Genomic DNA, 12292 nt, shown 5'->3' on the forward strand with positions numbered 1-12292 from the left:
GATCAACGCCGGACTCAAAGACCTGCTCCGCACCCACCGCGGGCTCACCCCGGACCACGCCGCCCGCGCCGTCGACTGGTACCTCTACCTGCGCACCGAGCAACCTCAAGACCCCTGGCAACTGGTACAACCCCGCCACTGGCAACCTCAAAGAAAGAACCCCAGTCGCGCCGATGAACCCATCGGTCCAGCCCTCTATGACACAGCCTTCAGCGCCGAGGAAGGAAACGGAATCCAACAAGGATGGGGCGGACGACGCAGATGACACGCCCAAGCCGTACACACATTTTGGCCGCTAACCCAGCAGGGGCCGGGCATTGGAAAACCCTCCACCGCGACTATTGGGGGATGCCGCGGTGGAGGGTCTGAGATGAATATACCGTGAACTGCCGGAAACATGAAGTCATCCCGGAAGTGTGTCGGGGGCACCGGAAAGCCCGCGGGCGCCAAGTCTCGAGCACTCCTCCAGCCATTATGATGGTTGCTGTTCAGCTGGATGAACAGCATGACCAGCGCAGGCGCCTATATAAGGAGAATCATGGCCGATTCCCGCAACTCCCGATCATCCGACGGCCTGGGAAGCGCCTCGCCGGCGCCCGCCGTTACCCGTGCAGCCGCGGTGCTGGATGCCCTCGCCGCATCGGCAACCGGAAGACTGACGCTGAGCGATCTCGCCCGCGAGCTCGGCATCCCGAAGTCCTCCACGTCCAACCTCCTGCTGGCCCTGGAAGAAGCGCGCTTGATCAGCAGGCAGGGAGCGGAGTTCACCCTGGGCCGTAAGCTCGTGGAACTCGGTGCCGCCTACCTGAGCCGGCTGGATGAGGTGCAGGAGTTCTACCGGTACTGCGAACAGGCTCCCATGCTGTCCAGGGAGACGGTACGGATTGCCATGCTGGACGGAACGAACGTCATCTACCTTGCCCGCTATGAAGGCCATCCCGCTGTCAGGCTGACCTCCAACATCGGCGACAAAATGCCGGTCTCGCTGTGCGCGGTGGGCAAGGCGCTGATCGCGCGCCTGAACGTTCACGACATTGAAGACATGTTCCCTGACGACGCCGAGCTGCCCGTTATGACGCCAAAGTCCCTCAGAACCGGGGCGGAGCTCAAAGCCCAGCTCCGCACCATCCGCGACCAGGGCTACGCCTTTGAGGATGAGGAGTCCACTACCGGGGTGGTGTGCCTTGCGGTATCAGTACCCACCAGGGGTGCCCACGGTCCCAGCCTGGGACTATCCGTCACGGCCCTCAAGGCCACCTACACCGAGGAGCAGGGATCCCAAATGGTCAAGGAGCTCCGGGAGCTGGCCCGTTCCCTCGGAAACCCGATGGGCTAGCGGCGAAACCCCGGCCAACGGGATTATTTCGGCAAGGCGTTTGCCAGCTGTTCAACTTACTGTACGCTGTTCAGCATAGTGATTCGCACAACATGTGCCTTCACTGACCCACCAGGCCAACGGGGGCCTGGAGTGTGATGAGGGAGTTCTTGTGACAACTCGTACTAAAGCACCGCAGGCCGCGGACGGCGCCGTCGTCGAACCGGACCAGCTGCGAAGGGCAACTCTTGCCAGTTCCGTTGGCTCCGCGCTGGAGTACTACGACTTTTACATCTATGGCCTGGCCTCGGCGCTGATCTTCGGACCGCTGTTTTTTGCCCCGCTCGGCGAAAGCGGGGCAGTCATCGCCTCCTTTGCCACGTACGGTGTGGGCTTTGCGGCCCGCCCCTTCGGCGGCGTCGTCTTTGGCTACATCGGGGACCGGTTCGGCCGCAAAATTGTCCTGATCCTCACTATCGGGCTGATGGGCATGGCGAGCTTCGCCATCGGCCTGCTGCCCACCTTTGAACAGGCGGGCATGCTGGGCGCAGTCCTCCTGGTGACGTTGCGCATCATCCAGGGGCTGGGGGCCGGCGCTGAGCAGGCCGGCGCCACCACGCTGATCTCGGAAGTTGCCCCGCGCCGCCGTCGCGGGTTCTTCGCCTCGCTGCCGTTCGTCGGCATCCAGCTGGGCACCCTCCTGGGCGCCGGAACCTTTGCCTTGATGGCGCTGGCTGACAAGGCCGTCCTGCAGGGCTGGCTGTGGCGGGTGCCGTTCCTGGCCAGCTTCATCCTGATTGTCATTGCTGTCTTCATCCGCCTCCGCCTGAAGGAAACCCCGGTTTTCCAGGAGCTCGAAAAGCACAAGGCAGTGGTGAAGAACCCCGTGGGCCAGATCTGGAAGCACTCCAAAAAGAACGTCCTGGTGGGCATCGGCCTGCGGATGGGCGAGAACGGCAACTCCTCCATCTACTCCGCGCTCCTGGTGTCGTTCATCAGCATGCCCGCCGGTGTGTTTGCCGGCGACAAGTTCATCGGCCCCACCGGTCTGCTGATTGCTGCCGGGTTCGCCGCTGTGATGGTGGTGACGTTCGGCGCCCTCTCCGACCGTTTTGGCCGCGTCCCCGTTTACAGGTATGGCGCCTTGTTCCAGGCAGTCATTGCCCTGCCGGCGTTCTACCTGGTGACCCTTGGAAACGTCACGCTGGTCTGGGCGGTTATGGTAGTGGGCATCGCCCTGGGCGTGCAGTCAATGCTTGGCCCGCAGTGCGCCCTGCTGCCGGAACTGTTTGGCTCCCAGCACCGCTTCACGGGCGTTGCATTGAGCCGGGAACTGTCCGCCGTACTCGCCGGAGGCTTTGCCCCCATGATCGGTGTGGCCCTTCTGGCCGCGACCAACCACTCGTGGCTGGTTCCTGCCATCTATTCACTGGTCCTGGCATCGATCTCGTTTGTGGCCACGTTCTTCACGCCTGAAACCGTGGGCAGGGACCTGGTCCTGGTGGAGGACGCCAGCTAGGTACTCGTTGGTCAACGCCAAAGGGCGGCTTCCCCTGGTGGGGAAGCCGCCCTTTTGCGTGTCCGGTCAGGTTTAGTAGAAATGCACGGTGTCCACGAGGTGGGGGAGTTCCCCGCCGTCCAGGAAGATCCGGAGGTTTCCGCAGAAGCGCTCGGTGATCAGGCGGTTTTCCGCTGCGCTGAGGGCGGAGGTGTGGGGCGAGACCAGTACGTTCGGGTGGCTCCACAGCGGGCTGTCCTGCGGCAGTGGCTCTACTGCGAAAACGTCAAGGCAGGCGTAGGAGACCTGGCCGTTGTCCAGGGCCTCGAGGAGCGCTTCCTCGTCCACCACGGTTCCCCTGCCCACGTTGACGAAGACGGTGCCCGGCTTCATGGCAGCGAACACGTCGCGGTCAAAGAGCTTTTCCGTGTACGGCGTTCCCGGCAATGTGTTGACTACGGCATCTGCCGCGGCCAGGAGAGCTGGAAGGCCATCATTGGTGGCGACCTCCTCGATGCCTTCCAGCGGTTCCACCGTTCGTTTGGTGCCGCTGACCTTCATGCCCAGGGCGCGGGCAAGGCGCGCTGTTTGCAGGCCGATCTCGCCCAGGCCGGAAACAACGAGCGTGGAACCGCTCACCAGGCGCGTGGGGGTGCGCAGCTCAGGCCAGACCTTGGCTTCCTGGTCACGGACCAGCTCCGCGCTGCGCTTGAATCCGTTGAGGATCCCCATGGTGGCAAACTCGGCCAGCGGCAGGGCATGGACTCCTGCGGAGGTTGTCACCTTAAACTTCTGCAGCCTTTCCTGATCGAGGCCGGAGGCCTTGACCGCCCCGCCGGCTCCCGCCGCCATGGCATGCACCCACTGGAGGTGCGGGTTTTCGCCTGCCACGCGGGCAAGCCCTGCTGGGCTTTCGTTGGGCATGCCGTAGAGGACCTGTGCTTGGTTGACCATGGCCCAGTAGCGCTCCTCCTGCTCCGGGGACCGCCGGAAAGCGGGGTCACCGGCATGGTCGGCCGGATACCGCTCCGGCGGCAGTAGTTCGGGCTCGTACAGCACGGTAACGGACGGGTCGACGGCACGGATGCGGTCCACGAGCTCAGCTTCGAGAGGGACGGCAATGGCCACAGTAAGAGGAGAGGTCATGCTGTTCATCATACTGAATAGAGGCTAGGATATTGAACACTTTGTAGGTATTAGGAGGGGCTGGCGAAAATGCAGGACAAGAGGGCAGGCTTTGTGGGCCTGGGGTTGATGGGCTTGCCCATGGCAACGAATGCCCTCATGAAGGGGTGGCACATTACGGCCTGGAACAGATCGCCCGGGCCGCTCCGGGAGCTGCAGCGGCTCGGCGGGGAAGCCGCCGCGCTGATCGCGGACATGCGCGATCTTCCGGTGATCATTTTTATGCTTCCGGACCTTCCCGAGATTGAGGAGGCCGCGGCGGGGCTGATGGAGAGCTGGGAACGCCATCCACCCGCCCCCGGTACCGTCGTCGTGGTTATGAGCAGTGTTTCTCCCACCGGGGTGCAGGACTTCGGGCACCGTGTGGCAGCGGTGTCATCCGGTCATGCCCGCGTGGTGGACGCGCCGGTCAGCGGCGGAACCAGGGGAGCAGCAGACGGTATGTTGGCCATCATGGCCGGTGGGGAAGAAGCGGCCGTCCGCAGTGTTGAACCCTTGCTGCACTGCATGGGTACCACGGTGCGCCATCTGGGTCCGCTGGGAGCCGGCTCCCTCGCCAAAGCATGCAACCAGTTGGTGGTGGGAACGACGACGGCGGCACTCGCCGAAGCCGCCGAGCTCGCCGAGCGGTCCGGGCTGGATCCGGGCGCGCTCTTTGAGGTTCTCTCGGGCGGACTGGCCGGCAGCCGGGTGCTGGACATCGTGGGCCCGCGGCTGGTGAGTAAGGACTACACGCCCACCGGGCCTGCCAAGTTCATGCACAAGGACCTCTCATTTGTTGTGGAAGCAGCCCGCGCTGCAGGCTCCGCCGTCCCCATGGCGACGGCCGGCGTCGAACTTTACGCGGAACTCAAGCGCCAGGGCCTGGGCGACCAGGATCTCGCGGTGGTCCGCCAGACCATCTCCCGGCTCAGCCGGCCGGCGCCGGAAGCACTGGCGGAAGGAACGGTTGCATCATGAGTTCTCTTTTTGATTTGACCGGCCGGGTTGCGCTGGTCACCGGTTCCAGCCGCGGGATCGGCAACGCCCTGGCAAGGGCATTGGCCGACGCCGGTGCAACAGTGGTGCTGAACGGCGTCAATGAGGAGCGGCTCAAGGACGCCGCGGCGGCCATGGCGGCGGACTTCGCGCCCTGCCAGGTGCACAGTGTCGCCTTCGACGTCACGAGCGACACCGAGGCCGCCCGCGGTGTCGCCTGGGTGGAAGAGCATGTGGGGCCGCTGGAGATCCTGGTAAACAACGCCGGGATCCAGCACCGGGTGCCCATGCTGGACCTGGATGTGAAGGACTGGGAACGGGTGATCTCCACGGACCTGACCAGCGCGTTCCTGGTGGGCCGGGAGGCTGCCCGGTTCATGATCGGGCGCGGGCACGGGAAAATCATCAACATCTGCTCGGTCCAGACCGACCTCGCCCGGCCCACCATCGCGCCCTATATTGCGGCGAAGGGCGGGCTGCGGAACCTGACCCGGGCCATGACCGCTGAGTGGGCGGCGTCCGGGCTGCAGATCAACGGCATCGCTCCGGGCTACATCCACACCGAGATGACGCAGAACCTGGTGGACGACGAGCAGTTCAACTCCTGGATCCTGGGCCGCACCCCGGCCAACCGGTGGGGGACCGTGCAGGACCTCGCCGGGCCCGCGGTATGGCTGGCCTCCAGCGGGTCCGACTTCGTCAACGGGCAGACCATCTTCATCGACGGCGGAATGACCGTAGTGGTCTGATGGCTTCTGCGGCGTGTGTCAGCGCCGCACCGGGATAAACACCCTCGGCTGCTCCGTCCACGTATCCGACATCTGGGACATGGTGCGGCGCATGATCCGGTCCGAGGCCTCCCGCGCCGCGGCGCTGTCACCCCTGGAAATGGCCTCCGCTACATCCACGTGCCATTGCAGGGCAGCCTCGTGCGGGTGGTCGGGCATGAGGCCATGAACGGTGCGTCCGGTCAACGTCTCGGCCACCTGGCCCATCAGGTTGGCGAACATCTCATTGCCGGAGCCGGAGAGCAGCAACGAATGGAACTGGATATCCAGCTCCAGGAAGCGTGGCACCTCACCGTTGTGCCCGGCGTCGCGCATTGCATAGGCAACGTCCACCAGCTCGAGGCGCAGCGGCGCCGGCGCGTTCTGGGCGGCAAGTTCTGCCGCCGCGGGTTCGACGGCGGCGCGCAGCTCCGCCAGTGAGCGCAGCTGGGCTCCCCGGGCGTCGCTGGCCAGGCGCCACCGGATGACTTGCGGGTCAAAGGGATTCCAGCGGCTGGGCGGCAGCACCCTGATGCCCACCCGCTTGGTGGTTTCCACCAGGCCAAGGGACTGCAGGACGCGCACCGCCTCGCGGATGACCGACCGCGAAACCTTCAGTTCAACCTCCAGCTGCTCGGCCAGCATCACGTGCCCGGCGGGCAGGTTGCCCGAGACAATCCGGGTGCCAAGATTCTCGATGGCACGGTGGTGCAGGCTGGTGGTCATGGAGTCAAGCCTAGTGGGACTGCCCTCCCGGACTGCCTTTGTGGTGGACGGCCGGAGACACAAAGGGTTCCAATAGGTGGGCGTTACTTTTTTGTGACCGCCCGAATATATATGCTTTATTCGGACCCCCGGTCTGCAATGTACTTCCGCCAAGGAAGCAGCTGCACATCCATCGCACAGTATGAATTGGAGTTTTGATGTCTGCACACATCGGTGTCACCGGCCTTGCGGTCATGGGTGCCAACCTGGCCCGCAACCTCGCGCGGAACGGCTTCACTGTCGCACTGCACAACAGGTCAGTCGAGAAAACCGACGCCCTGCTCGAACGGTACGGCTCCGAGGGCGACTTCGTCCGGACGGAAACCCTGCAGGAGCTCGTGGACTCCCTCGAGAAGCCGCGCCGCGTGCTGATCATGGTCAAGGCCGGCAAGCCCGTGGACTCCGTCATCGAACAGCTGGAGCCGCTGCTGGAAGCCGGCGACATCATCATCGACGCCGGCAACTCCCACTACGAGGACACCCGCCGCCGCGAAGCCGCGCTGGCCAAGAAGGACCTGCACTTCGTGGGCGTCGGCGTATCCGGCGGCGAGGAAGGCGCCCTGAACGGCCCGTCCATCATGCCCGGCGGTTCCAAGGAGTCCTACAAGGCACTCGGCCCGCTGCTGGAAAAGATCTCTGCAAAGGTGGACGGCGAACCGTGCTGCGCCTGGGTGGGAACCGACGGCGCCGGCCACTTCGTCAAGATGGTGCACAACGGCATTGAATACGCCGACATGCAGGTCATCGGCGAAGCCTTCGACCTGCTGCGCTCCGGTGCCGGCATCGAACCAGCCGAGCAGTCCAAGATCTTCTCTGAGTGGAACAAGGGCGAGCTGTCCTCCTTCCTGATCGAAATCTCGGCAGAGGTCCTGGGCCACGTTGACGCCAAGACCGGCAAGCCGTTCGTGGACGTCGTGGTGGACGCGGCCGGCCAGAAGGGAACCGGCCGCTGGACGGTCATCTCCGCACTGGAATTGGGCTCCCCGGTCTCCGGCATCGCCGAATCCGTGTTCGCACGTGCCCTGTCCTCCCAGGCAGGCCAGCGCAAGCTCGGCCAGGAACTGCTCGCCGGCAACGAAGCATCCGTTGAAATCCCGGAGACCTTCGTAGAAGACGTCCGGCAGGCGCTGTACGCCTCCAAGCTGGTCTCCTACGCCCAGGGCCTGGACATGCTCACCTCCGCCGCCAAGGAATACGGCTGGGACCTGAAGCTGGACGAGATCGCCTCCCTGTGGCGCGCCGGCTGCATCATCCGCGCCGAACTGCTCAAGGACATCACCAAGGCCTACGCTGCGGACGAGAAGCCCGCCAACCTGCTGTTTGCCCCGGCCTTCACCAAGGCCATCGCCGACGCACTGCCCGCCTGGCGCCGTGTGGTTGCCACCGCCGTCCAGCTGGGCATCCCGGTTCCGGTGTTCTCCTCCTCCCTGGCCTACTACGACGGCCTGCGCCGCAAGCGCGTTGCTGCCGCCCTGATCCAGGGCCAGCGCGACCTCTTCGGCGCCCACACCTACGGCCGCGTTGACGCCGAGGGCACGTTCCACACCCTTTGGGGCGAGGACAAGTCCGAAATCGAAGCAGTGGACACGCACTAGCGTCTCCGCGGCAAGCGAACGGCCGGCAGTTCCTGGACTCTTCTTCCAGGAACTGCCGGCCGCTTTGTTTAACACAAAAGGCCCGTCGATGCTGCCCCATAGGCGGCATCGACGGGCCATTGGAGCCGGACGCTAAAGCCTAGATCCGGTATTCGATGTCATATTCGGCCGGGTCGACGGCAGGTTTGGTTTCCCGCTGCGCGTCCCGGTGCCGCCACTTGGCAGGAACACCAGTCACGATGGACTCCGGCGGTGCGTCCTTGACCACTACGGCGTTGGCGCCCACGGCACTGTCCCGGCCGATGGTGATCGGCCCCAGGATCTTGGCGCCGGCGCCGATGGTGACGCGGTCCCCGATGGTGGGGTGCCGCTTAATCCTGGCCAGCGAACGTCCACCCAGCGTGACACCGTGGTAGATCATCACGTCCTCGCCGATCTCGGCGGTCTCGCCGATCACCACGCCCATGCCGTGGTCGATGAAGAACCTCCGGCCGATGGTGGCGCCGGGATGGATTTCAATACCGGTCCAGGACCGGCCCAGCTGGGACAGGAGGCGCGCCGGGAACCGGAGCGCCGGGTTTTGCCACATGCGGTGCGTCAGCCGGTGGACCCAGATGGCGTGCAGGCCGGAATAAGCGAAAAAGTTCTCGAAAGAACCTCGAGCCGCCGGGTCGTGGGACCGGGCGGCGTCGAGGTCTTCCTTTAGTCTTGCGAAAAAGCCCACAAAGTTCTTTCTACAGGAAACGGGCGGACGGCGGTTCTAATCAGCCGCGGATGTCGTCATAGAGCACCGTGGAGATGTAACGCTCGCCAAAGTCGCAGACCACTGCAACGATCAGCTTGCCGGCGTTCTCCGGGCGCTTGGCCAGTTCCAGGGCACCCCAGACGATGGCGCCGGAGGAGATGCCGCCCAGGATGCCTTCCTTGACGCCGAGTTCGCGGGCGACGCGGACGGAGTCCTCAAGGGTGGCGTCCAGGACTTCGTCGTAGACGTTGGTGTCCAGGATTTCGGGCACGAAGTTGGCGCCGATGCCCTGGATCTTGTGCGGGCCGGGTGCCCCGCCGTTGAGGATGGCGGAGTCCTTGGGTTCGATCGCAACGATCTGCACGCCGGGCTTGCGTTCCTTCAGGACCTGGCCGACGCCGGTGACGGTTCCGCCGGTGCCGATGCCGGCGACGAAGATGTCCACCTGGCCTTCGGTGTCAGCCCAGATTTCCTCCGCCGTGGTGGTGCGGTGGATCTCCGGGTTGGCCTCGTTGGCGAACTGCTGGGCCCAGATGGAGTTCTCGGTGTTGGCCACAATCTCCTGGGCCTTCTCCACGGCGCCGCGCATGCCCTCCGAGCCGGGGGTCAGGACAATCTCGGCACCAAAGGCGCGCAGCATCACGCGGCGCTCGGTGGACATGGTCTCCGGCATGGTGAGGATGACCTTGTAACCGCGGGCAGCACCCACCATGGCCAGGGCGATGCCTGTGTTGCCGGAGGTGCCTTCCACGATGGTTCCGCCGGGCTTCAGGGCACCGGACTTCTCCGCCGCGTCCACGATGGCCACGCCGATGCGGTCCTTCACGCTGTTAGCCGGGTTGTAGAACTCGAGCTTGACGGCAACGGTGGCATCCAGCCCCTCGCTGAGCCGGTTGAGCTTGACCAGCGGGGTGCCGCCGACGAGCTGCGTCACGTCGTCATAAATCCGTGCCATGTAGATACGCCTATCTGGTTAGGGGTGAATACTGAGGTCAGCCTAACGAGGCCGCGTAACACCCGCTAAGCGTTAAGCCATGCAGAGTAATATTTCCTGGCCTTTGCGAGCTTGGGGTTGATGATCACCTGGCAGTACCCCTGCTCCGGATGCTTGGCGTAGTAGTTCTGGTGGAACTCCTCGGCAACGTAAAACCGGGGGAGCCGGCTGACTTCGGTGACGATGGGATGCGCCCACAAAGCCTGGTTCCGTTCGATGGCTTCCTCGAACAGGATCTTCTCTTCAGTGGTTTCGTAGAACATGGATGACCGGTACTGCGTCCCCACGTCGTACCCCTGGCGGTTGAGGGTGGTGGGGTCATGCAGGGCGAAGAACATGTCGAGGATGACCTCCGCCGGAATGATGTCCTCGTCGAACGTCACTGCCACCACTTCGGCATGTCCGGTGGTGCCGTTGCAGACCGAGTAGTAGTCCGGGTTCGGATCGTGGCCCCCCGTGTAGCCGGATACGACGGAGCTGACGCCCCTGGTCTTCTGGTAAACGGCGTCGAGGCACCAGAAGCAGCCTCCACCTAAAACAAAAGTTTTCATGACCTCTTCAATGGTTGGCGGCGCCGGATGATTCCCCGGCCGTCCGGGGGCGGGCAGCAAAGGCGCTGCCCGGGCCGTGCAATGGGGTAAAACTAAGACTATGGAACCTGTGGACACCGACGTTACCGGACCGGAGAAACACGACGGCGAACCTCACGACGGCGAGGCCCCTTCCGGCGGGGAGGCGGTTGAGCAGCCGCAGGCTCCCACGCTGGGCGAGCTGCTCCTGGCAGTTGAGGAACTGTGGCCGGAGTCCCTGGCGGAAAACTGGGACGAAGTGGGCCTGGTCGCAGGGCACCCCTCCGCCCCGGTCACGCGGGTCATGTTTGCGGTGGATCCCACCCTGGAAGTCATCGACGAGGCCGTGGCATGGGGTGCTGAGCTCCTGATCACCCACCATCCGCTGCTCTTGAAAGGTGTCACCACGGTGGCCGCCACCACGCCCAAAGGGCGCGCCGTCCACCGGCTCATCGAGTCGGGCACCGCACTCCTGACCGTCCATACCAACGGTGATTCCGCCGTCGGAGGCGTTTCCGATGTCCTCGCCGACGCCCTCGGCCTGCAGGACGTCGCTCCGCTCACCGTTGCCGCGAACGGCCTTCCCGAAGAAGGGATCGGCCGGGTGGGAGACCTGGCGGACGCCATGACGCTGGGTGACTTCGCCGCCCGGGTATTCGGCATCCTGCCTTCCGTCGCCGGGGGAGTGCGCGTCTCCGGGGACAAGGACGGCCTGGTCCGCCGGATTGCCGTGTGTGGCGGCGCCGGGGACTCCTTGTTCAACGAGGTGCGCGCCAGCAATGCAGACGTATACGTTACCGCTGACCTGCGCCACCACCCCGCCTCCGAGGCAAGGGAAGCTGCACTGAACGGCCGCCCGTACCTGGTGGACGTCTCGCATTTCGCCAGCGAGTGGCTGTGGCTTCCTGCTGCGGCTGCCGCCTTGGGCAACGTCCTCGCGGACCAGGGCCATGAGGTGGAAATCCAGGTCAGCACCACCAACAGCGATCCCTGGGACTTCATCCTCACTCCGGGGTAAGCCTGCCGTTCGGGGCAGGGGAGCAGGCCAGGCGCTAGAGTCTAGGAAGCGCCGGTACGGTGCCCGGCTTCGGCCGGCAGGAAGCAAGCGGAGGTAACAGTGGCGAAGGCAGCACCGGCGGAACAGTTGAAGTTGCTTGAGCTGCAGGGGCTGGACGCCAGGGTGAAGTCGCTTGCAAACCGCCGCCGCTCGCTCGAGAACGACCCCCGCATCAAGGACCTCGAAGCCGCCCTGTCCGTGGCCAACGGTGAGTTGGGCGCAGCAAAAGTTGCTGTGCACGACGCCGAAACCGAACTGAAGCGCGCCGAGGCCGATGTGGAGCAGGTTGCCACCCGCATCGAACGGGACGAGGCCCGGCTGAACAGCGGCACCGGCCTCTCCAAGGACCTGGTCGCGCTGCAGAAGGACATCGCCTCCCTTAACAAGCGCCGCTCGGACCTTGAGGACGTGGAGCTCGAAGTTCTTGAGCGGCTTGACTCACTGCGCGCCAAACAGGCGGCACAGCAGGCCATCGTGGACGACATCCAGGGATCCTTTGGCGGCATCCGGGCCGAACTGGATGCCGCGCTGGCCGAGGTGGAGACCGAAGCTGCCGGGCTGCGCACCCAGCGGGCCGAATTCGCCGCCGGGCTCGATGCCGGAATGCTTGCTGTTTACGAAAAGACCCTGGCGAAGCGGGGAGTGGGCGCGGCACGGCTGTTCCATGGGACCTCCGAGGCCTCCGGAATGAAGCTGAGCCCCGGCGACCTCGCCGAAATCAAGGCCGCAGCAGCGGACGACATTGTGTTCTGCCCTGACTCCGGCGCCATCCTGGTCCGCTCGGAGGAGTGGGCCTGACCCAACTGGGTAGCGCTAAGTGTCGT

General features: G+C 64.7%; 12 protein-coding genes and 1 pseudogene. 8 read left to right on the forward strand and 5 right to left on the reverse strand.

The genetic code is table 11. The features are described from left to right. From BMX78_RS23190 to BMX78_RS18690, 3 genes and pseudogenes are all read left to right on the forward strand, one after another. Window positions 1-265 (forward strand): annotated as a pseudogene (locus tag BMX78_RS23190) (IS256 family transposase); the annotation flags it as partial. 273 nt (window positions 266-538) lie between these two features. After that, a complete protein-coding gene (locus BMX78_RS18685) occupies window positions 539-1336 on the forward strand; it encodes an IclR family transcriptional regulator (RefSeq protein WP_091422719.1) in 798 nt (265 codons plus the stop codon). Between the two features lie 151 nt (window positions 1337-1487). After that, a complete protein-coding gene (locus BMX78_RS18690; protein ID WP_091422722.1) occupies window positions 1488-2834 on the forward strand; it encodes an MFS transporter in 1347 nt (448 codons plus the stop codon). A 72-nt stretch (window positions 2835-2906) separates the two neighbouring features. Here the strand turns inward: BMX78_RS18690 and BMX78_RS18695 are convergent, their stop codons facing one another. After that, window positions 2907-3971, reverse strand: coding sequence for a D-2-hydroxyacid dehydrogenase (locus BMX78_RS18695; RefSeq protein ID WP_091422725.1), 1065 nt, complete (start codon window positions 3969-3971; stop codon window positions 2907-2909). 57 nt (window positions 3972-4028) lie between these two features. On the opposite strand from BMX78_RS18695, the gene BMX78_RS18700 reads away from it, so the two are divergent. Next, window positions 4029-4958 carry an NAD(P)-dependent oxidoreductase gene (locus BMX78_RS18700; RefSeq protein ID WP_091422727.1) on the forward strand — a complete coding sequence of 310 codons (930 nt, stop codon included), beginning with the start codon at window positions 4029-4031 and terminating at the stop codon, window positions 4956-4958. After that, window positions 4955-5725, forward strand: a complete 771-nt coding sequence (locus tag BMX78_RS18705) for an SDR family oxidoreductase (RefSeq protein ID WP_091422730.1) — start codon at window positions 4955-4957, stop codon at window positions 5723-5725. Before BMX78_RS18700 ends, BMX78_RS18705 begins: the two co-directional genes overlap by 4 nt. Window positions 5726-5743: 18 nt before the next feature. Here BMX78_RS18705 and BMX78_RS18710 read toward each other — a convergent pair whose 3' ends face one another. Then, on the reverse strand, window positions 5744-6469 hold the full coding sequence (locus BMX78_RS18710) for a FadR/GntR family transcriptional regulator (RefSeq protein WP_091422733.1): 726 nt from the start codon (window positions 6467-6469) through the stop codon (window positions 5744-5746). A gap of 197 nt (window positions 6470-6666) precedes the next feature. Here BMX78_RS18710 and gnd point away from each other — a divergent pair, with 197 nt between their 5' ends. Next, window positions 6667-8103: an NADP-dependent phosphogluconate dehydrogenase gene (gene gnd, locus BMX78_RS18715; RefSeq protein ID WP_091422736.1), complete on the forward strand. Its 1437-nt coding sequence runs from the start codon at window positions 6667-6669 to the stop codon at window positions 8101-8103. Between the two features lie 139 nt (window positions 8104-8242). Here gnd and epsC read toward each other — a convergent pair whose 3' ends face one another. From epsC to msrA, 3 genes are all read right to left on the reverse strand, one after another. Then, entirely contained in the window at window positions 8243-8827 is a 585-nt protein-coding gene (gene epsC, locus BMX78_RS18720; protein ID WP_091422740.1) for a serine O-acetyltransferase EpsC, read from the reverse strand. Between the two features lie 40 nt (window positions 8828-8867). After that, on the reverse strand, window positions 8868-9803 hold the full coding sequence (gene cysK, locus BMX78_RS18725; RefSeq protein ID WP_091422743.1) for a cysteine synthase A: 936 nt from the start codon (window positions 9801-9803) through the stop codon (window positions 8868-8870). 65 nt (window positions 9804-9868) lie between these two features. Continuing rightward, window positions 9869-10393, reverse strand: a complete 525-nt coding sequence (gene msrA / locus BMX78_RS18730) for a peptide-methionine (S)-S-oxide reductase MsrA (protein WP_091422747.1) — start codon at window positions 10391-10393, stop codon at window positions 9869-9871. Window positions 10394-10502: 109 nt separating this feature from the next. On the opposite strand from msrA, the gene BMX78_RS18735 reads away from it, so the two are divergent. Then, window positions 10503-11429, forward strand: a complete 927-nt coding sequence (locus tag BMX78_RS18735; protein ID WP_091422749.1) for a Nif3-like dinuclear metal center hexameric protein — start codon at window positions 10503-10505, stop codon at window positions 11427-11429. Between the two features lie 99 nt (window positions 11430-11528). After that, window positions 11529-12266 carry a zinc ribbon domain-containing protein gene (locus BMX78_RS18740; protein WP_091422752.1) on the forward strand — a complete coding sequence of 246 codons (738 nt, stop codon included), beginning with the start codon at window positions 11529-11531 and terminating at the stop codon, window positions 12264-12266. The last annotated feature ends 26 nt before the right edge of the window (window positions 12267-12292 follow it).

Source organism: Arthrobacter sp. OV608 (genome assembly GCA_900110595.1).
Taxonomy (GTDB): Bacteria; Actinomycetota; Actinomycetes; order Actinomycetales; family Micrococcaceae; genus Arthrobacter.